The organism is Bacillus yunxiaonensis, assembly GCF_037104695.1.
Taxonomy (GTDB): domain Bacteria; phylum Bacillota; class Bacilli; order Bacillales; family Bacillaceae_G; genus Bacillus_A; species Bacillus_A yunxiaonensis.
This window is the reverse complement of sequence record NZ_JBAWSV010000002.1, coordinates 480,238-501,124: the sequence shown is the minus strand read 5'-3', so window position 1 is coordinate 501,124 and position 20,887 is coordinate 480,238. Positions and strand designations below refer to the sequence as shown.

The 20,887-nt window shown below is 36.7% G+C and carries 21 protein-coding genes; 14 read left to right on the top strand and 7 right to left on the bottom strand.

Annotation, left to right across the window (positions count from 1 at the left end; translation table 11 throughout):
* Positions 1-11 precede the first annotated feature (11 nt).
* The 4 genes from etfB to uvrC all read left to right on the top strand — a co-directional run bounded on the left by etfB (position 12) and on the right by uvrC (position 4,560).
* Positions 12-785, top strand: a complete 774-nt coding sequence (gene etfB / locus WAX78_RS08660; RefSeq protein ID WP_336481869.1) for an electron transfer flavoprotein subunit beta — start codon at positions 12-14, stop codon at positions 783-785.
* A 31-nt stretch (positions 786-816) separates the two neighbouring features.
* On the top strand, positions 817-1,794 hold the full coding sequence (locus WAX78_RS08655; RefSeq protein WP_336481868.1) for an electron transfer flavoprotein subunit alpha/FixB family protein: 978 nt from the start codon (positions 817-819) through the stop codon (positions 1,792-1,794).
* A gap of 222 nt (positions 1,795-2,016) precedes the next feature.
* Positions 2,017-2,331: a thioredoxin gene (trxA, locus tag WAX78_RS08650; RefSeq protein WP_336481867.1), complete on the top strand. Its 315-nt coding sequence runs from the start codon at positions 2,017-2,019 to the stop codon at positions 2,329-2,331.
* Between the two features lie 447 nt (positions 2,332-2,778).
* Positions 2,779-4,560 carry an excinuclease ABC subunit UvrC gene (uvrC, locus tag WAX78_RS08645; RefSeq protein ID WP_336481866.1) on the top strand — a complete coding sequence of 594 codons (1,782 nt, stop codon included), beginning with the start codon at positions 2,779-2,781 and terminating at the stop codon, positions 4,558-4,560.
* A gap of 109 nt (positions 4,561-4,669) precedes the next feature.
* Here uvrC and WAX78_RS08640 read toward each other — a convergent pair whose 3' ends face one another.
* Positions 4,670-5,074 carry a YslB family protein gene (locus WAX78_RS08640; protein WP_413789180.1) on the bottom strand — a complete coding sequence of 135 codons (405 nt, stop codon included), beginning with the start codon at positions 5,072-5,074 and terminating at the stop codon, positions 4,670-4,672.
* Positions 5,075-5,422: 348 nt separating this feature from the next.
* Between WAX78_RS08640 and WAX78_RS08635 the strand changes: the two genes are divergently transcribed.
* From WAX78_RS08635 to WAX78_RS08620, 4 genes are all read left to right on the top strand, one after another.
* Positions 5,423-6,049 (top strand): succinate dehydrogenase cytochrome b558 subunit, encoded by a 627-nt coding sequence (locus WAX78_RS08635; protein ID WP_336481864.1) that lies wholly within the window; start codon positions 5,423-5,425, stop codon positions 6,047-6,049.
* Positions 6,050-6,062: 13 nt separating this feature from the next.
* Positions 6,063-7,856: a succinate dehydrogenase flavoprotein subunit gene (gene sdhA, locus WAX78_RS08630; protein ID WP_336481863.1), complete on the top strand. Its 1,794-nt coding sequence runs from the start codon at positions 6,063-6,065 to the stop codon at positions 7,854-7,856.
* On the top strand, positions 7,849-8,610 hold the full coding sequence (gene sdhB, locus WAX78_RS08625) for a succinate dehydrogenase iron-sulfur subunit (RefSeq protein WP_336481862.1): 762 nt from the start codon (positions 7,849-7,851) through the stop codon (positions 8,608-8,610). Before sdhA ends, sdhB begins: the two co-directional genes overlap by 8 nt.
* Before the next feature lie 181 nt (positions 8,611-8,791).
* Positions 8,792-9,238, top strand: a complete 447-nt coding sequence (locus tag WAX78_RS08620) for an acyl-CoA thioesterase (RefSeq protein ID WP_336481861.1) — start codon at positions 8,792-8,794, stop codon at positions 9,236-9,238.
* Between the two features lie 23 nt (positions 9,239-9,261).
* On the opposite strand, the gene WAX78_RS08615 is transcribed toward WAX78_RS08620, so the two are convergent.
* Positions 9,262-10,044 carry a M15 family metallopeptidase gene (locus WAX78_RS08615; protein WP_336482017.1) on the bottom strand — a complete coding sequence of 261 codons (783 nt, stop codon included), beginning with the start codon at positions 10,042-10,044 and terminating at the stop codon, positions 9,262-9,264.
* A 296-nt stretch (positions 10,045-10,340) separates the two neighbouring features.
* On the opposite strand from WAX78_RS08615, the gene motA reads away from it, so the two are divergent.
* Together motA and motB are read left to right on the top strand one after the other, a co-directional pair.
* Positions 10,341-11,132 (top strand): flagellar motor stator protein MotA, encoded by a 792-nt coding sequence (gene motA, locus WAX78_RS08610; protein WP_336481860.1) that lies wholly within the window; start codon positions 10,341-10,343, stop codon positions 11,130-11,132.
* Positions 11,125-11,886: a flagellar motor protein MotB gene (gene motB / locus WAX78_RS08605; protein ID WP_336481859.1), complete on the top strand. Its 762-nt coding sequence runs from the start codon at positions 11,125-11,127 to the stop codon at positions 11,884-11,886. Before motA ends, motB begins: the two co-directional genes overlap by 8 nt.
* Before the next feature lie 21 nt (positions 11,887-11,907).
* Here motB and WAX78_RS08600 read toward each other — a convergent pair whose 3' ends face one another.
* Complete coding sequence (locus WAX78_RS08600) at positions 11,908-12,741, bottom strand: 5'-nucleotidase, lipoprotein e(P4) family (RefSeq protein WP_336481858.1); 834 nt, start codon at positions 12,739-12,741, stop codon at positions 11,908-11,910.
* A 193-nt stretch (positions 12,742-12,934) separates the two neighbouring features.
* Between WAX78_RS08600 and WAX78_RS08595 the strand changes: the two genes are divergently transcribed.
* The 3 genes from WAX78_RS08595 (at position 12,935) to WAX78_RS08585 (ending at position 15,804) form a co-directional block, all read left to right on the top strand.
* Entirely contained in the window at positions 12,935-13,819 is an 885-nt protein-coding gene (locus tag WAX78_RS08595) for an ABC transporter ATP-binding protein (RefSeq protein WP_336481857.1), read from the top strand.
* A 2-nt stretch (positions 13,820-13,821) separates the two neighbouring features.
* Positions 13,822-15,048 (top strand): ABC transporter permease, encoded by a 1,227-nt coding sequence (locus WAX78_RS08590; RefSeq protein ID WP_336481856.1) that lies wholly within the window; start codon positions 13,822-13,824, stop codon positions 15,046-15,048.
* Positions 15,049-15,372: 324 nt separating this feature from the next.
* Positions 15,373-15,804 (top strand): Rrf2 family transcriptional regulator, encoded by a 432-nt coding sequence (locus WAX78_RS08585; RefSeq protein ID WP_336481855.1) that lies wholly within the window; start codon positions 15,373-15,375, stop codon positions 15,802-15,804.
* Positions 15,805-15,926: 122 nt separating this feature from the next.
* On the opposite strand, the gene WAX78_RS08580 is transcribed toward WAX78_RS08585, so the two are convergent.
* Both WAX78_RS08580 and WAX78_RS08575 read right to left on the bottom strand, forming a co-directional pair.
* On the bottom strand, positions 15,927-16,562 hold the full coding sequence (locus WAX78_RS08580) for an NAD(P)-dependent oxidoreductase (protein ID WP_336481854.1): 636 nt from the start codon (positions 16,560-16,562) through the stop codon (positions 15,927-15,929).
* A 176-nt stretch (positions 16,563-16,738) separates the two neighbouring features.
* Complete coding sequence (locus WAX78_RS08575; protein WP_336481853.1) at positions 16,739-17,704, bottom strand: DMT family transporter; 966 nt, start codon at positions 17,702-17,704, stop codon at positions 16,739-16,741.
* Positions 17,705-17,797: 93 nt separating this feature from the next.
* Between WAX78_RS08575 and WAX78_RS08570 the strand changes: the two genes are divergently transcribed.
* Positions 17,798-18,373, top strand: a complete 576-nt coding sequence (locus WAX78_RS08570; RefSeq protein WP_336481852.1) for a helix-turn-helix domain-containing protein — start codon at positions 17,798-17,800, stop codon at positions 18,371-18,373.
* A 33-nt stretch (positions 18,374-18,406) separates the two neighbouring features.
* Here the strand turns inward: WAX78_RS08570 and WAX78_RS08565 are convergent, their stop codons facing one another.
* Together WAX78_RS08565 and WAX78_RS08560 are read right to left on the bottom strand one after the other, a co-directional pair.
* Positions 18,407-18,595: a PspC domain-containing protein gene (locus tag WAX78_RS08565; RefSeq protein WP_336481851.1), complete on the bottom strand. Its 189-nt coding sequence runs from the start codon at positions 18,593-18,595 to the stop codon at positions 18,407-18,409.
* Between the two features lie 329 nt (positions 18,596-18,924).
* Positions 18,925-20,748, bottom strand: a complete 1,824-nt coding sequence (locus WAX78_RS08560) for an APC family permease (protein ID WP_336481850.1) — start codon at positions 20,746-20,748, stop codon at positions 18,925-18,927.
* Positions 20,749-20,887: the final 139 nt, after the last annotated feature.

Here is a 20,887-nt window from a genome sequence, read left to right as displayed (position 1 = left end):
GGGTAAATAGAATGAACATCTACGTACTCATGAAACGAACATTTGATACTGAAGAAAAAATCGCAATTAAGAATGGTGCAATTTACGATGGCGAAGCGGAATTCATCATCAACCCTTACGATGAATATGCGATTGAAGAAGCAATTCAAGTAAGAGATGCACAAGGCGGTGAAATTACAGTCGTTACAGTTGGCGGTGAAGATGGTGAAAAAGAACTTCGCACGGCACTAGCGATGGGCTGTGATAAAGCGGTATTAATTAATATTGAAGACGATGTTGAAAATGGAGATCAATATACAACAGCAAAAATACTTACTGAATACTTAAAAGAGAAGGATGTCGATTTAATTTTAGCTGGTAACGTAGCGATTGACGGTGCATCTGGCCAAGTTGGCCCACGTGTAGCTGAAGCGCTTAATATCCCGTATGTAACAACAATTACAAAGCTTGAAATTGACGGTACAAACGTGAAAATCGAGCGTGATGTTGAAGGGGATACAGAAGTAATTGAAACGACATTACCACTTTTAGTAACAGCACAGCAAGGTTTAAATGAACCGCGTTATCCATCGCTTCCAGGTATTATGAAAGCGAAGAAAAAACCGCTGGAAACTTTAGAATTAGATGATTTAGATTTAGATGAAGATGATGTAGAAGCGAAAACAAAAACAATTGAAATCTATTTACCTCCTAAGAAAGATGCTGGAAAAGTGTTACAAGGCGAACTGCAAGATCAAGTAAAAGAACTTGTATCGTTGTTGCATACAGAAGCGAAAGTAGTTTAAAAAATACTAGGATATCCAGGAGGGAAAACATATGGCTCGTAAAGTATTAGTAATGGGAGAAGTTCGTGACGGATCTTTACGTAACGTTTCATTTGAGGCAGTAGCAGCAGCAAAAACAATTGCAGAGGGCGGTGAAGTTGTCGGTCTTTTACTAGGTGAAAGCGTCGCTTCATTTGCGAAAGAACTGATTCATTACGGTGCAGATCGCGTTGTGACAGTTGAAAGCGATAAGTTAAGCTCATATACATCTGATGGATATGCACAAGCATTTCTAGCAGTGTATGAAGAAGAAAAGCCAGAAGGAATTGTCTTTGGACATACGGCGCTTGGGAAAGATTTATCACCAAAACTTGCAGCGAAATTACATGCAGGTCTTGTTTCTGACGTGACAGCGTTAGAAGTGGCTGGTGGAAACGTTGTGTTCACACGCCCGATTTACTCTGGTAAAGCATTTGAGAAAAAGATTGTAACAGACGGTGTATTATTTGCGACAATTCGTCCAAATAACATTGCGCCGCTTGAAAAAGATGAAGCACGTGAAGGCGATGTTTCTTCTATGACAGTGGACGTAAAAGATTTGCGTACAGTGATTAAAGAAGTTGTTCGAAAAACAGCAGAAGGTGTAGACCTTTCTGAGGCAAAAGTCATTATCGCAGGCGGACGCGGTGTGAAGAGTGAAGAAGGTTTCAAGCCGTTAAAAGAATTAGCAGATGTGCTTGGCGGAGCAGTTGGTGCTTCTCGTGGAGCTTGTGATGCAGAGTACTGCGACTATTCACTGCAAATTGGACAAACAGGTAAAGTTGTAACACCAGATTTATATATCGCATGTGGTATTTCTGGTGCGATTCAACATTTAGCTGGTATGTCTAACTCAAAGATTATTGTAGCAATTAATAAAGATCCTGAAGCAAACATTTTTAAAGTAGCTGACTATGGCATCGTTGGCGACTTATTTGAAGTGTTACCGCTTCTAACAGAAGAATTCAAAAAGTTAAAAGTACATTCTTGAGTCTTACGTTACGCATAATGGGTTCCCATTAAGTAATTACCCCTATATAAATAAAGGAAGGCGAGAGGTCCCCTGCTTCTCGCTTTTTCGTATGAAAAGTAATACTTTCTTATAGTATAAAGGCATGATTATTTGATACAATACTTAACGATACATATTATTCGCCACGTATATAAGATAATGATATACTTTGGTTAGAAAGCTTATAAAGGAGGAAATAAAATGGCAATTGTAAACGCAACTGACCAAACTTTCGCAGCTGAAACAAGCGAAGGTGTTGTATTAGTAGATTTCTGGGCACCTTGGTGTGGCCCTTGTAAAATGATCGCTCCTGTATTAGAAGAAATCGATGCAGAATTAGGCGATAAAGTAAAGGTAGTAAAAGTAGATGTTGATGAAAACCAAGAAACAGCTCGTAAATTCGAAGTAATGAGCATTCCATCTCTTTTCGTAGTAAAAGATGGTAAAGTGGTTGATCAAGCATTAGGTTACAAACCGAAAGAAGCGTTAGTTGAATTAGTATCTAAACACTTCTAATATGAAAAAAGCTGCTGCGAGGCAGCTTTTTTTATGTACAAAAAATATGGTTAACTTCGTAAAGGAATTTTATATCTTCTTTAGCGATTGCTATGTATAATGTTTTCATTTTTTCTACTTTCCGTTACAATAAAAGAACGTATGTTGGGGAAATGGTTTGTTGTATTTTTTCTAGGTGAAACAAGAATGATAAAGTGAAACTTTAATTAGTGGGGGGGCTTCATCCCCACTGATTATCAGCCCCTACCAATCGGGCGCATGCCAGCAGTTTATCTCCCACCTAACTTCTTTAGAAAAGCGGAAGCGGCTCGCTCAGAATCGCAGGGCGCCCGCGTCCGAGGGGGCGAAACGACCGGAGATTCTAGCCACTGGAGCTGGACAATGCTTTCACCGAATTTTGAGGCCCGCGCATAGCGGGATAAACATGCAAGAAACGGAGGAATACGAGTGCACGAGCATTTAAAAGAGAAGTTAGCGATTTTACCAGATCAACCGGGCTGTTATTTAATGAAAGATAAGCAAGGAACAGTTATATATGTTGGGAAGGCAAAGGTGTTAAAAAATCGTGTGCGCTCGTATTTTACCGGATCACACGATGGGAAAACATTACGTCTTGTCGGAGAAATCGTTGACTTTGAGTATATTGTGACCTCTTCGAATCTGGAGGCACTCATTTTAGAATTAAATTTAATCAAAAAATATGATCCAAAATATAACATCCAATTAAAAGATGATAAAACATACCCATTTATTAAAATTACAGCTGAAAAACAGCCGCGTTTGCTCATCACGAGAAATGTGAAAAAGGATAAAGGAAAATATTTTGGCCCGTATCCAAATTCGCAGTCGGCTCATGAAACAAAAAAATTGTTAGATCGTATGTATCCACTTCGGAAATGTACAAATATACCAGATAAAGTTTGTTTATATTATCATATGGGACAATGTTTAGCTCCTTGTGTGAAAGAAGTAACGGATGAACAAAATAAAGAAATTGTAGATGGGATTATTAAGTTTTTAAATGGTGGACATAAAGAAGTTCGTTCGGAATTGGAAGCGAAAATGTATGAAGCATCGGAAAAATTAGAGTTCGAACGAGCGAAAGAATTACGAGATCAAATTGCTCATATAGATGCGATCATGGAAAAACAGAAGATGATTATGAGTGACTTAGTCGACCGCGATGTGTTTGGTTATGCGGTAGATAAAGGCTGGATGTGTGTGCAAGTTTTCTTTGTTCGAAAAGGAAAGTTAATCGAGCGAGATGTTTCGATGTTTCCCATTTATGATGATCCAGAAGAAGGTTTCTTGACATTTATCGGGCAATTTTATGAACAAAATAATCATTTTAAACCGAAAGAAATTGTTGTACCAAGCAGCATTGATAATGAACTGATCGAAAAGTTTTTAGAAGTAGAAGCGACGCAGCCAAAACGCGGCAAGAAAAAAGAACTCGTCGACTTAGCGAGTAAGAATGCTAAAATTGCGCTGCATGAAAAATTTTATTTAATTGAACGCGATGAAGAACGTTCAATTAAGGCTGTAGAAAACTTAGGAGAACATCTTGGGATTGAAACACCGCACAGAATTGAAGCGTTTGATAACTCTAACATTCAAGGGGTAAACCCAGTTTCCGCTATGATTGTCTTTATTGATGGAAAACCTGCAAAAAAAGAGTATCGAAAATATAAAATTAAAACAGTGCAAGGACCGGATGATTATGAATCGATGCGCGAAGTTGTGCGCCGCCGTTACACACGTGCTTTAAAAGAAAACTTGCCTCTCCCTGATTTAATTGTAATTGACGGCGGAAAAGGTCATTTAGCTGCGGTATGTGATGTGTTAGAAAATGAACTCGGTCTTTTTATTCCAACAGCAGGACTCGTGAAAGATGATAAACATCGCACGTCACATTTAATAATCGGTGAACCGCCTGAACCTGTTATGTTAGAGCGTAATAGTCAAGAGTTTTACTTATTGCAGCGTATTCAAGATGAAGTGCACCGTTTTGCTATTACATTCCATCGTCAAATTCACGGGAAATCTGTGATTCAATCGGCATTGGATGATATACCGGGAGTAGGAGAAAAGCGGAAGAAAGCACTTTTAAAATATTTTGGTTCTCTTAAGAAAATGAAAGAAGCGTCTGTTACAGACATTATAGAAGCAGGAATGCCGCAAAAAATAGCAGAGACCATTCATTCGTATTTAACAGGGAAGACATTGTAATTTACAGTGTCTTCTATTTTTTTAGTGATAGCTCAGGAATATAAAAATATATATAGATAAAAAAAGTCAACTGGACATTGTTATGTCTAGTTGACTTTATAGAATGACATTATACTTCGACAGGATCTTTTACATCCCATTGTACAAGAAACATAATAGAGTCAGAACGCTTTTTTTGTTCCTCATAAGATTCAGCAATCACACCACGCTGTTTTTGAATTTGTTCTGCAATAAAACCAGCTTCTAATTGGTAAGAAGAGTGTCTATTTTGTTGTTGGCGTTCCTTAATAAGATCACCAGTTAGTTTAAATTGCATTTCACGGCGTTTATGTTCAATGATGGTTAAGTCACCCCATCCAGCTTTTACGAAAAATTGAATCACTTCATCAATTGTTTCTAATGGATATTTTCGTGCTAAGTTTCTGCCAGCCCAATATAGAATAGCATCTAATTCTTTCCCTATTAAGTCAGGGAGTAATTCTTCACGAAGCAATTCGTAGGCAAAAGCATTCATTGAAATATTTTGTAAAGATTCGCTCTCAATTTTTTTTGTACTCACAATATTCCCCACTTTCTATACTGCCAATATTATATACCATTTTATATAGATAGACACAGCTATTTCTTAGGAAAAAATCTGATGTAGAGAATGAAAAAAAGAATATAAAAATTATATACAGATTATGTATACGTTTTCTTGACGCTTCGACAAAAATAGGAGTAAAATGAACTTGGTATCAAATTATGCTGAAATATTGCGAATAATTTTTTCAGTTTTTCTTATAGCAATAGTGGAAAAATGCTATTGTTATAAAGTAACGTGACAAACAGTAGTCAAACATTCAAGGGGGGTAAAGGGGACATGAAAGGCCGCGAGTATACGTTTCGCAAGTGGCACTCATTAATGGGTGTCATTCCAATCGGTGTCTTTGTGACACAACATTTAGTAGTAAACCACTTTGCAACACAAGGAGCAGAGGCTTTCAATAATGCTGCTCATTTTATGGAAATGCTTCCATTCCGGTACGCATTGGAAATCTTTGTGATTTTCTTACCATTGTTGTACCATGCTGTATACGGTTTATATATCGCATTTACAGCAAAGAACAATGCGACATCTTACAGCTACTTCCGTAACTGGATGTTCGTTCTGCAACGATTCACAGGAGTATTTACGCTGATTTTCTTAGCTTGGCACGTTTGGGAAACGCGCATTCAAGCTGCATTGGGACAAACGGTAAACTATGATATGATGGCAAATCTTTTAAGCAATCCATTTATGTTCGGTTTCTATCTGGTAGGGGTTGTATCGGCTATTTTCCACTTTGCAAATGGATTATGGACATTCTGCATTAGCTGGGGTATCACGGTGTCACCACGTTCGCAGCGTATTTCTACGTATGTAACATTAGTAATTTTCTTAGCGTTATCTTACGTAGGAGTGAGCGCATTACTTGCGTTCATTAATCCGAGTCTAGCAAACTTGTAAGGAGTGGGAGAGCATGAAAGGGAAACTTATTGTAGTTGGCGGTGGATTAGCCGGCTTAATGGCAACGATTAAAGCAGCGGAAGCAGGCGTGAATGTAGAACTATTCTCTTTAGTACCAGTGAAACGTTCTCACTCTGTATGTGCACAAGGCGGCATTAACGGTGCTGTAAATACAAAAGGTGAAGGGGATTCTCCGTGGATTCACTTTGACGATACAATTTATGGAGGGGACTTCTTAGCGAACCAACCTCCTGTAAAAGCAATGTGCGATGCAGCGCCTGGTATTATTCATTTAATGGATCGCATGGGTGTTATGTTTAACCGTACGGAAGAAGGTTTACTAGATTTCCGTCGCTTTGGTGGAACGCAGCATCACCGCACAGCATTTGCTGGTGCAACAACAGGACAGCAATTATTATATGCATTAGATGAGCAAGTGCGCCGTCATGAAGTAGCAGGTCTTGTTACGAAATATGAGGGCTGGGATTTCTTACGCGCTGTTGTGGATGACGAAGGCGTATGCCGCGGGATCGTAGCGCAAGACTTAAAATCTATGGAGATTAAAAGTTTTCCAGCTGATGCTGTAATTATGGCAACAGGTGGTCCTGGTATCATCTTTGGAAAATCTACGAACTCTATTATTAATACAGGTACAGCAGCATCTGCTGTGTATCAGCAAGGTGCATATTATGCAAACGGTGAGTTTATTCAAATTCACCCAACAGCAATTCCAGGCGATGATAAATTACGCCTAATGAGTGAATCTGCACGTGGTGAAGGTGGCCGCGTTTGGACATATAAAGACGGTAAGCCTTGGTATTTCCTTGAAGAGAAATATCCAGCATACGGAAACCTTGTACCTCGTGATATTGCAACGCGTGAAATTTTCGATGTATGTGTTGAGCAAAAGCTTGGTATTAACGGTGAAAACATGGTATATCTTGATCTTTCTCATAAAGATCCGAAAGAGCTTGATATTAAACTAGGTGGTATTATTGAAATCTATGAAAAATTCATGGGTGATGATCCACGTAAAGTACCAATGAAAATCTTCCCAGCTGTTCACTACTCAATGGGCGGACTATGGGTTGACTATAAACAAATGACAAATATTCCAGGGTTATTTGCAGCGGGTGAGTGTGACTACTCTATGCACGGTGGTAACCGACTAGGTGCTAACTCATTATTATCAGCGATTTACGGCGGTATGGTAGCGGGACCAAATGCAATTGAATATATGAAAGGTCTTGGAAAATCATCTGATGCAGTATCATCTTCTGTATATGAGCAAAATGAATTAATCGAAACAGAAAAATTCAACAATATTTTAACGTTAGATGGTAATGAAAATGCATATGTTCTTCATAAAGAGCTTGGAGAATGGATGACAGATAACGTAACAGTAGTTCGTGAAAATAAAAAATTATTAGACACAGATGCGAAAATCCAAGAGTTAATGGAGCGTTATAAACGCATTAACATTAACGATACGGCGAAATGGAGTAACCAAGGTGCTTCGTTTACACGTCAACTAGCAAATATGCTTGAATTAGCTCGTGTTATTACAATTGGTGCATATAACCGTAATGAAAGCCGCGGTGCACATTATAAACCAGAATTCCCAGATCGTGATGATGAGAACTTCTTAAAAACAACAATGGCGAAGTTTGAGGGAGCAGGAAATGCACCAGCATTCCATTACGAAGACGTTGATATTTCATTAATCGAACCACGTAAGCGCGACTATTCTTCAAAGCATGAAGTAGCTGCTAAGGGAGAAGAGAAGGGGGATAAGCAACATGTCTGAGAAAACAATCCGCCTTATTATTACAAGACAAGATGGTCCGAACTCTCAGGAGTATGATCAAGAATTTGAAATTCCATATCGCCCAAATATGAATATCATTTCGGCACTAATGGAAATTCGTCGTAATCCTGTTGATGCGAAAGGGAATCATACAACACCTATTGCTTGGGATATGAACTGCTTAGAAGAAGTGTGTGGAGCATGTTCGATGGTGATTAACGGAAAACCACGTCAATCATGTACAGCACTTATTGATCAACTTGAACAACCGATTCGCTTAAAACCGATGAAAACATTCCCGGTTATTCGTGACTTGCAAGTGGATCGCAGCCGTATGTTTAATGCATTAAAGCGTGTTAAAGCATGGATTCCGATTGATGGCACGTATGACTTAGGTCCAGGGCCAAGAATGCCAGAGAAAAAACGTCAGTGGGCATATGAGCTATCAAAATGTATGACTTGTGGTGTATGTTTAGAATCATGTCCGAACGTAAATGATAAATCTGACTTTATCGGTCCAGCACCACTATCACAAGCTCGTTTATTCAATGCACATCCAACAGGTGAAATGCATAAAGCGGATCGATTACGTGCAATCATGGGTGATGGGGGACTTGCAAACTGCGGTAACTCACAAAACTGTGTACAATCTTGTCCAAAAGGAATTCCATTAACGACATCGATTGCGGCTTTAAACCGTGATACAACGATTCAATCATTTAAAGACTTCTTTGGTAGTGACAATAACTATTAATCTATATTGCCTCTTCAGTTTGAAGAGGCAATATTTATATTATTTTTATTTAAGTTACTTAATTATATTTTTACATTGGAGTGTACTTATTCTTACCTTAATAAATTGTAATTTTGTAGGTTTTTAATTCAGAAAAGTCAAATAATATATAGAAAGAGGAATTCTAAAGGAGCTGAATAGTGTGAAGAAGATTCATTATATTGAAGATTTTAAGCAATGGGAAAGTACATTTTCATTCTATATTCCTATAAAAGTTCGTTTTTCTGAAACGGATATGTTTGGGCATATGAATAACGGCGTTGCGTTTACTTATTTTGAAGAAGCACGTATTGAATTTTTTAAAGAGCTTGGTTTTATGCAAGAGTGGGTACATGAAGCATCGGAAACAATGATTGTAGTGGCTGATTTGCAATGTAATTTTTTAAAGCAAGTGTTCTTTGATGAGAATTTAAAAGTGTACGTAAAAGCAGGAAATATCGGGAATTCATCTTTAGATTTAAACTATATGGTGAAGAACGAAGCGGGAGAGATCTGCTTAGTAGGAAGAGGAGCGATGGTACAGGCTTCTAAACAAACAGGAAAAGGAGTACCTTGGCCAGCAGAATGGAAACAACGGTTATTAGATTAAAAAAATAGAGAGCGTATCGCTCTCTATTTTTTGTCTTCCATTGCTTCTTCTAATGTCAGGTGATGCTTATATAAATATGTAGCCTGCGGATTGCCGACAAAACGAAGATGCCACGGTTCATAATCATATCCTGTAATGTCTGTTTTATCTTCTGGATAGCGAATAATAAATCCGAATTCGTGAGCATGCTCTGCTACCCACTTTCCTTCAGGTGTTTCTCCGAATACAGGCTCCAATTGAAAGTTTGCTGATTTAGAGCTAATATCCATGGCAAGTCCAGTTTGGTGTTCGCTTGTCCCTGGAATAGCACTTAACGCATCAGCAGCTTCTTTTCCTTGACGCTTTACATATGTATTATGCAATGACTCTTGTCGTTTGTAAGAGCGAAATCCAGATACTGCAGTAAGTTCAATCCCTTGTTGTTTTGCAGCTTTAAACATTTCTTCTAGGGCATCCGCTGCTGGTTTACGAAGTAATGTTTTTTCTTTATCTTCCAGACTTAAAAATGGAACATTTGGTTTTGTTAAATCGTGTGGTGTGTAGGAATCTGGGAGTTTGCGATGTTTGTTTACTAAAACGAGTGATGAATCAAGGTTATTTACAAGTGAAAATTGTTCATCGATTTTTTTCGCTGTTACACTTGCTTTTGGGAATGGAGGAATCTCCTCTTTTGGATGCTTAGCATGCTGGGTTGCTCCAACTGCTTCTGCTTGATTATGTATATTTCCTGTAAAAGTTTTGGAACCAAAATTTATTAAAGAAATAATAATGAGAATCGTAATTGAAATTAAAACTGTTCTTTTTATAATTGTTTTTTTCATAATTTTTAACCGATTTATTCCTTTCTAACATACTTGTACTCTATTATCTTTTACATTATAAATCTATCGTATGTAAAAAGAAATAAAGGAGCCCTTATGTAACGAAATTGAAAAAAATTTGTAAAAAAAAGTCGATTTCCTCATGATTTTTTAAAAAATGACACATTGCAATCTTTCAAGAATTCTATTTTTTATGTAATATATATTTATAGAACGATGTAACGATTAAAGTGTGATATGTAGCTTCTTACTTGTATCGAATAATCTAGGAGGGAACAACGATGGATTTGGCATCAATCATTGGCATTATCCTTGGGATAGTTGCCGTTGTATTAGGAATGTTTTTGAAAGGAGCTTCACTTAACGCTTTGTTAAATCCCGCTGCGTTTATGATTATTTTTATTGGGACAATGGCAGCGGTCTGTATTGCCTTTCCAATGAATCAATTGAAAAGAGTTCCTAAATTATTCAAAGTCATTTTTGGCAGTAACAAAAAAGAAATGACATACGAAGAAATGTTGGAACTATTTGTTCATTGGACATCAGAAAGTAGAAAATATGGTGTTTTATCTTTGGAACAACAATTAGATGAAGTGGAAGATGAATTTCTGATGAGAGGCTTGAAATTTGTTATTGATGGTGTATCGGCAGAAGATCTTGAGCAAATATTAGAATCAGAAATTGAAGCGATAGAAGAGCGGCATGCCAAAGGAGCTGCTATTTTCTCGCAGGCTGGTACATATGCACCGACACTTGGTGTTTTAGGGGCTGTTATCGGGCTTGTAGCTGCATTAGGGAATTTAGCAGATATGGATAAGCTAGGTCATGCAATTTCTAGTGCATTTATTGCAACGATTTTTGGTATTTTTTCTGGTTATATTCTGTGGCATCCATTTGCGAATAAATTAAAGCAAAAGTCTGCACAAGAACTTGAGAAGAAGCGTTTAATGGTTGAATGTTTATTAATGCTTCAAGCTGGTACTTATCCATTTGTTATGAAGAATCGTATTTTAGGTGCACTCTCTGAAACTGAGCGTAAAAAGTTAGAACAGGGAGAGGAAAAAGATGCGTAGTAGAAAGAAGAAGAAAAAAAAGCATGAAGAACATATCGATGAAACATGGCTAATCCCATATTCAGACATGCTAACCTTGTTGTTTGCACTATTTATCGTTCTGTTTGCAATGAGTAGTCTTAATGCTGAAAAGTTTAAAGAAATGGCGGTTGCTTTTAAATCAGAGCTCACAGGTGGAACAGGGCATAAAAAGTTTTTAAGTGATCAAAGACCAACATATGAGAAAGAATTAACTGAGGCTGAAAAGCAGAAACAAGCTGAGGCAGAAGTGAAACTGCAAGAAATGAATGAATTAAAAGAAGTACAAAAAGGAATTGATACATACATCCAAGGGAAAGGACTTACATCTTCGTTTAAAACAGAACTTACTGAACGTGGATTAATGGTAACAATTTTAGATAACGCATTCTTTGATTCTGGACAAGCTACTGTAAAGCCAGAGTCACTGAATATGGCACAAGAGATGGCATCATTATTAGTAGCAGCATCTCCTCGAGAAATTACTGTATCAGGGCATACGGATAATGTTCCAATCTCTAACGCAAATTTTGCTTCTAACTGGGAGTTAAGTACGCAGCGCGCTGTTAATTTCATGCAAGTATTGCTTCAAAATAAACAATTGCTTCCGGAAAAATTTAGTGCAATTGGCTACGGAGAATATCGGCCTGTCGCAACGAATGATACACCGGAAGGAAGAGCGAAAAATAGACGAGTAGAAGTATTTATTTTACCTCTTACAAAAGATAAAAAATAAAGGGTGGCATAGCGCCACCCTTTATTTTTTATCTTCAAATGATTTTAAGTTATCCCTGCGGATTTTATCTTTTTCTGCATCAGATTTTTTAAAGTTATAGTCATACAAGGCACCTTCCCAGTCACCATACATTGGATTAGGGAAAACGATGTATTTATCACCAAATTGCGCTTTTGTTTCTTCTACTTTCTTATTACGATCTTGCACGGATAATCCATCAAACCCAGTGAAATCTGATAAATTATCACCAAATAATAAAACGATGTCATGTGTTGATGAAACGAGTTCACGGCGCTTTTCTTTTCCTTGTTCTTTCGGTTCTTGTAGTAAAATGTGCTCTTTTGTTGCTTGTGGAGCACCGATATGTTCTAAATTTTTAGTAGTTGCATCTAGTTGGTTTGTTTTACGATTTGAAATGTAGTAAATGTCTACACCTTTAGAGTCTGCATATTTTAAGAAATCAATTGCACCAGGAAGCGCTTCTGCTTCTGCTTTGTTAATCCAGTCATCCCATTTATAAGGATAGCCTTTTCCTGTTTTAACCGTCATTACTTGGTACGGACTATTATCTAAAACGGTTTCGTCTAAGTCTAGTACAACAGCTGGCTTCTTGCTTGTCCCCTTAGCAAGAGCTGCATCTAACTTTTGTGTACCGATGTTGTAGCCTTGATGGTATAATGCTTTTACTTCGCCAGCAGTTTGATACCATAAGTCAGCCATTAATTGTTGATCCGTTAGTTGGACCTTTGTTTCTTTTGCTGTTGCTGTTGTTTTTTCTGCCGCCATGTTACATGCTGTTAAAGATGTAGATAATAATGCAACAGATAACAGTGTTGTTAATTTTCTTTTCTTCATATTACCCTCCAAATATGTATAAACTCAATTCTCAATTATATCACAATAATGTAATAATAAACGGATGCAATTTTGCATATTGATTTTTATTATATGAATAGTATGCGCAATGTTATAATAAAAATATGGTAAAAATATGCTCTTCATATATATTGTTAAATATTCATAATTTGATTTAAGAGGAGAGAAATTTATGACATTACAAATTCAGCAATTAACCAAACAGTTTGGTGAAAATATTGCTGTGAATAAGTTGAATCTTGTATTGCCAAAAGGCGAAGTGCTGGGATTGCTCGGAAGAAATGGTGCAGGGAAAACAACGACTATTAAAATGTTGTTAGGTTTATTAGCACCAAATCAAGGAAGTATTACGTGGGATAACAAAGAGATTTCAAAGAGCGGTGTAACAATTGGTTATCTTCCTGAAGAGAGAGGTCTATATACGAAAAGTCGAGTCATTGATCAGCTTCGCTATTTTGGGAGACTAGAAGGAATGACAAAAAAAGAAGTGGATACAGCAATTGATTTTTGGTTAGGCAAATTATTTATCCCTGAATATAAATATAAGCGTGCAGGAGAGTTGTCTAAAGGGAATCAACAAAAAATCCAATTAATTGCAGCGCTTCTGCACAATCCAGATTTACTTATTTTAGATGAGCCGTTTAGTGGATTAGATCCTGTGAACGCTGCTATGTTAGCAAATATTATTGAAGAACAAATTCAAAGAGGAAAAACAATTATTTTATCGAGTCATCGTATGGAGCAAGTTGAAGCGTTTTGTCAGCATGTGTGTATTTTAAAGCAAGGTACAGCGGTTGTAGAAGGTTATTTAAATGATATAAAAAAGGAATATGGATTCCGAAACTTAACAATTGAAGATAACGAAGAAAATGAAAAGGCATTGCAAACATTACAGATTATGTATGAGAAACGTCTTGGTTCTCTTTATATTCAAGTTCAGGAAGATACAGAAGCCCTATCAATCTTGCAAAAATTACAAGAAAAAGGTTTACATTTACGTCAATTTAAAATGTTAGAACCAACTTTAAATGAAATTTTTGTAGAAAGGGCGAAATAAAGATGCGTAAATTTTATCATGTGTTTTCATTTTATTTTAGAGAATCATTTCTCTCCAAAAAATCACTTATTACAAGTGGGATTTTATTTTTAATAGTGTTTGGTATTTTTGCTTTTAATCATTTTACCTCTGCTAAAGATAAAAATAAAGATAAAGATAAGGTGGCAATAGTAATAGATAGTTCGACGTATAAAGTAAAAGAAGATGAATTACAGAAAATCCTTCCATCAGCTCAAATACAAGTAGCAGAGAAAAGTCAGTTAGAGAAGCTTCGTAAACAAGTAGAAAAAGAGGATTTAAATGGCCTTTTTTACGTTACAGAAAAAAATGGAGTTCCTGAAATAACTTATATGTATAATGGTTTTCCGAGTCAAGAGATGTCTGCAATTATATCAAACTATTTTAAACAGCAATATACACAAATAGTCCTTTTAAAAAATAAGATCTCATCTGATGTAGCGCAGCAATTGCAAACTGATATTTCAGTGAAGGAAGAAGCGATAAAAGATCGTTCCGCTTCTTTTGGGATTGCATATATTTTTATTTTTGTATTGTATATGTTTATTATGGCTTTTGGAAATACCATTGCAATGAATATTGCATCGGAAAAATCTTCTCGTGTTATGGAGGTTATGCTTTCAAAAGTGAAACCGCTGCAAATGATGTATGCTAAAATTCTTGCTGTTGTTTCAACCGCGTTATTGCAAATTGCTATACTTGCATGTGGTTTTTTTGTTCCCGTTTTAATCGGGTGGATAAAATGGGAAGATGCAACTTTATTTGGGATGCCAATTGATTTTGCGAAGCTAGATGCAAAAGTTATTAGTCTGTTTATTGTATTTTTTATTACAGGGTATCTATTATATGCGATGATGTATGCAGCAGCAGGAGCTGTCGTATCCAAAACAGAAGACTTACAATCAGTTTCGTTTCCAGTCGCAATTTTAATTATGGCAGCATTTTTCATTAGTATTAAATCATTGACAGACCCAAATAGTACAATTGTTGTTATTGGTTCATATATTCCATTCTTTACGCCAATGGTCACATTCTCACGTGTTGTAGCTGGAGAAGCAGGAGCTTTAGAAATTAGTATTACGTTATCGTTATTACTTGTGACTATCTTCCTTTTAAACTTTATTACAAGTCGCATTTATGTAAACGGTGTGATGAACTATTCTGATAAAGTGAAGTTTAAAGATCTTGCTAAATTTATAAGACGTTATTAATACAGGAAAAAGCCTGATTTCTTCATAAGCAAATCGGGCTTTTTTCTGCATTCATGAATAGTAATGTATAACCTTAAGACACAGCGAACTAAAGATTTCTGACATGTTTCTTTATTGCAATGTTTTTTTACTTTATCTCGCTACTTTTGGGCAGTAAGACTCCTGCCTCAAGATTCAGATAAAGCGAAGAAGATAGGTGGAAGATGAAGAAAACCCCTACCGATGGAAGTTTCCCTTTATGTGATGAAGGAAAATAGTATATAATAAAAGATACGTTATTTTTAAATAAATGAGAGAGAATGAACATAAAGGAGGGGGATACAAGTGGGGATTAGTAGTCGTTTTACAGTAGCTGTTCATATGTTAACATTGTTAGAAATCGATAAAAAATCTCGATGTACATCTGAATGGATTGCTGGCAGTGTCAATACAAACCCAGTCGTTATTCGCCGAATTACAGGAATGTTAAAAAAAGCGGGATTAGTTGATGTACAAGCTGGAAAAGGCGGTACTTCTTTAGCTCGAGATTTAGACGAAGTTACGTTACTTGATGTATATAAAGCGGTTGAAGTTGTAGAAGAAGGGCATTTATTTTCTTTTCACGATAATCCAAATGTGGAATGCCCAGTTGGAGCTAATATTCAAACTGTATTAGAAATTATATTGTTGCAAGCACAAGACGCGATGGAAAATGTTCTTGCAAATGTAAAGGTAAAACAGCTTGTTACAAATCTAGAAGAGAAAATACAACAATAAAAGAACCTAGCCTTGTATGATGGAAGGCTAGGTTCTTTTTTATCACAGTAAGCTCCCCACCTCAAGATTCAGAGAGAAGCAAAGAAGAGAGGCGGGGAATAACTGCTGGAAGTTTCACTTTATTAGGCGTTACGTACTGTAAAACGTTGACGAGAAAATTGTGCGTTTTCTACTTCATCTAATAAAGCAACAGCGTAGTTTGGAATTGTAATGCGGCTCTCACCGTTTTCGTCTGTTAATAGTTGATCTGTGCCAGTTACATATTTGCCTGTGCGCTCACCTGGTTCGATCATTGCAGCAGGACTTAAATTCGTCCAGTTAAAGTCAGATTGTTTATATACTTCTAGAGCATCGCGGTGTGCTATTGCGATTGATTTCCATTCTGCTGGGAAGTCTGGTGTATCAACAACTTGTAAGCCAGGTGCTACTTCTAAGCTGCCTGCGCCTCCGACAGATACAAGACGAGAAACACCAGCTTGTTTTGCTGCTTGTAATAAAGAGTGTGTTGCTTCTACAAGTTTCTCATCTTCACCGTGCTTAGGACCAAATGCACTAATTAGAACATCATGATTCGCAGCCTCTTTTGCAATACTATCTACATTAAAAATATCACCTGTTACAACATGTAAATTTTCATGTGCTGTTTCTACGCGAGATGCGTCACGAACGATAGCAGTTACTTCATGTCCGCGTGTTAAAGCTTCCTCAATAATTTGTTTTCCAATGTTACCAGTTGCGCCTACTACTGCAAGTTTCATAATCATTCTCCTTTTTTACTTTGTTTTATATAGAAATGTATTTACTTTTATTTTTGTTGTAATCAACTTTGTTACAACTTTATGTAACTATTATAGTTACATCTATAATTCTTTGTCAACATAAAAAAACAAGTTTCTTTTCATATGGAGTAAAAAGAAACTTGCGGAAAGGAGAATTATGCTGTTTTCTTTTGTTTTGTAACAGGAACAGAGCGGTTTAAAATACTGTTTGCTACCATTCCAAGCATGATAATAATCATCCCAATTAAAGATAATCCAACAGGCCAAGAACCGTTTAAAAATAAAACTTCACCTAGAATGGTAAATATCATTGTTCCTGCTTGTGTCGCCTCTACTGCTCCTAGTAAGGAAAGATTACTTTTTGCTAAGTCAGTAGCAAAGAAGAATGTCATTGTGGCAATAACGCCAGAACATAGTGCCAATAAGAAGCCTTGCATCATTTGCCCAGATGTTGGTATGCCAGTTGTCGCCCATCCGTAAATTGCCAATATAATACTGACAGGAAGACTGCTGATTGCCATACCTAACACACGTTGAAATGTATCTAAGCGTCCCCCGACAACTTCCATCATTTTTCTGTTACCGAATGGATATAGGAATGCAGCGATAACTACGGGTAAGAAACCGGATAAAAATTGAGAAATAGTAATATGCCCAGCTTCTGTTGCTTGCATGCAAATGACACCTACTAAAATAAATAAGGAAATGAGCAAGCTTTGTATTGGGATTTTACCGCGAACTCGTTTTGTTCCTGATTTCGTTTCAACTGTAATAAAAAATAGCGGAGACAATAATAAGCCAGCAAGGATTGTCATTTGCCATGTACCTGCAACGAGCCATGCAGGACTAAATACAGCGGCGAAGCTTAATAAGGAATAAAATCCAACGCCGGCTAATGTGCCGAAACTAATCCATGCCAAAGGATGTCTTCGCATTTCTGTCCATAATGGACGAAGGTTTTTGCGAAATAAGACGATAAAGAATAAAATAGGTAAAGCGAATAAAAATCGGAAAGAAGCAGTCCAAGCCCAGCTTGTGCCTGATACGTTCATAGCCCGATTTATAATAAATGTAGCGGAAAAAAAGGCAGATGATAAAATGCCTAATAATATAGCGCGCATTACGTTCGCCCCTTTTTATAAAATATGTATACTATAATATACTTTATTTAAATAAAAGTAAACTATAATGTATTAGGTGGTGTAGGGATACATATGCGAGAACAAGAAGATGTACAGACGAAAGAAGTTATTCAGCAAGTTGGACAGTTGTTGAGACAAATACGAAATGAACAAAAAATAAGTTTAGAAGAGTTAGCGAAGAAAACGGGTGTTAGTAAATTAACATTAGGAAAAATTGAAAGAGGAGAAACGAATCCTACATTAGGCGTGATTTGGAAGATTACAAAGGGATTATCGATTCCGTTGTCACGGCTTATGGTTGTGGGAGATACAATAAATGTTTCACGTTGTGGAGAAGGGTTTACTGTAACGGAAGAAAATCAAACGTGGCGATTAGAGACTATATTTCGCTATACAAAAGAAACCGGGATGGAAATGCATCGTGCTTGTTTGCAGCCGAATAGTATATACGAAACAGATCCCCATCATGAAGGGGCTATTGAATTTGTAACAGTAATGAAAGGGAAAGTTTCCATTCAAGTTGAACAAGAAGTATATAAATTAAACGAATTTGATTCTATTCAATTTGAAGCAAATCGAAAGCATAGCTATGAAAATAAGGAAAATGAAGTAGCAGTTCTACATTTAACAATGAAATATTCATCGTAAAATAATAAAAAGGCACCGGTGGAACCGGTGCCTTTATTCAGAAGATTGCGGCATAATCAACATAAGAATGAAATAAGCCAAAAATCCTGTTCCGAAAAATAAGATTGCGATTAGCCAAAGAATACGAATCATATTTGTGTCCACACCGAAATATTCCCCTAAGCCACCACAAATACCGATAAACACTTTATCTGTTGAAGATTTGCATAATTTTTTATCCATGATGAAATCCTCTCCTTTTAATTATTCATCTTTTTTTATGTAGAAGTGAATGCTTTATCCTATATGGAAAAAGTAGGGGCTATCGAATTATATTATGGTTTTTAGGAGAAGATTACAGTTTTATCCCGCATTAACTGGCAGTAAGACTTTCACCTCAAGATTGGGAGAAGCGAAGAAGATAGATGGGGGATAACTGCTGGAAGTTTCACTTTATATGGTTAATGTTTTTTCTTATTTCGTGCGTTTGCATGGGAAATATAAATAATAAACCAAAAGCAATGACCTATTTTTAATCATTGCTCTTGGTTTTCTATAAGGAGAAAGCATCTTTATTTTTTAAATCGATACGGGACAGTTGAAACAATAACATTCTTTTTATACAAAAGATATACCCTTAGTAAAACACTTGATTGGTTATGCAAAAAGTTATGCCAATTCTTTTTCGTAATAAATTGCGGAATGAGAACGGTAACTGCATAATGTTCCTCTTGTGCTTTATCTTGAATTGTAGTTACTAATTTTTTTATGGGTCTCATTAAGCTTCGATAAGAAGAAACTACTGAAACAAGACGAATGTTGGGTTTCCACGCCTTCCATTTCTCCTGCATTTTAATCTCGCTTTCTTTGTCGAAGGCCACGTAAACAGCGATGACAGTATCTCCAATGGATTCAGCATAATTGAGCGATTGTTCGACTACCTTTGTAATTCCAGCAATAGGTACGATGATGACGTTTCCCTCAATTTTTTGAGGTAATTCATTAGGATTTATGCGTAGTTGCTCACCCACTGCGTCATAATGTTTATAAATACGATGGAAGATCAATACAATAATCGGTAGAAATATAAGAATAGCCCAAACTTGCATAAATTTTGTTACAAAGAAAATGAGCAGTACGGTTAAGGAAATCAGTGCTCCTAATAAGTTAATGAGTAATTTTGGTAACCACCCTTCTGGTTTTTTCCGAATCCATTTTATAATCATACCCGTTTGTGACAAGGTGAAAGGGAGGAATACACCAACTGCGTACAATGGAATTAAATGTTCGGTTTTTCCGTGAAACGTAATAATTAAAATAATAGAAGCAAAACTGAGTGTGATAATACCGTTTGAGTACCCTAGGCGATCACCACGCATCAAATACATGCGAGGCATATATTTATCTGATGCTAAGTTGTAAGCTAATAACGGAAATGCTGAGAATCCTGTATTGGCAGCTAACACTAAAATAAGAGCGGTTGCTCCTTGAATAAAGTAGTAAACAAAGTTTCTTCCGAATACATTGGAAGCGATTTGAGAAACGACAGTCTCAGCATGTTTAGGGGCAATGCCGTACCAATATGCTAAAAAGGTAATGCCAGTGAATAAAACAGCAAGAATCGCTCCCATCATGACTAATGTGTTGGCAGCATTTTTTGCAGCTGGTTCTTTAAAATTTGGAATGGCGTTGGAAATGGCTTCGACACCTGTTAATGCAGAACACCCGGATGAGAATGCCTTTAATAAGAAGAATAATGTAATTCCAGGTACTACTGTACCAATAGGTGTATGCAAAGTGGCCGGTGCTTGTCCAGATGTAATTTTAAACATTCCAGCAATAATTAAAATAACGAGTGCTAGCACAAAGAGATAGACAGGATAAGCTAATACAGAAGCAGATTCCGTTACTCCTCTAAGGTTGAGAATGGTAATAAGAATAACGAGTATAACAGCGATAGGAACGGTGTACCGATGTAAAGTTGGAAACGCAGATGTAATGGCATCTGTTCCTGCTGATACACTTACTGCTACGGTAAGAATATAATCTACCAACAATGATCCACCGGCGATGAGGCCTGCATTTACGCCTAGATTTGTTTTAGAAACAACGTAAGCTCCGCCCCCGTGTGGGTAAGAATAGATAATCTGTCGGTATGATAAAATAAGTGCTGTCAATAGAACTAAAACACCGACAGCAATGGGAATGGAGTACCAAAATGCAACTGCTCCAATTGTTGCAAGAACAATTAATATTTGTTCTGTTCCGTATGCAACAGATGAAAGCGCATCAGAAGACAGGATAGCCAGCGCTTTTAATTTATTTAACTTTTGCTCTCCTAATGCTGTTGATTTTAACGGTCTCCCAATTAGAAATCTTTTGACTGTTGAAAACATACTCACACCACCAATATGCAAAATTTCCAGGAATAGATACTATGTAGTATGAGCGTCTTGTAGCCAAATATTTAGTAAGAAAAGAGGTAATAAATGGGGAGTTCTTATATAATGAAACATTGCGTAAAACATAGAAAAA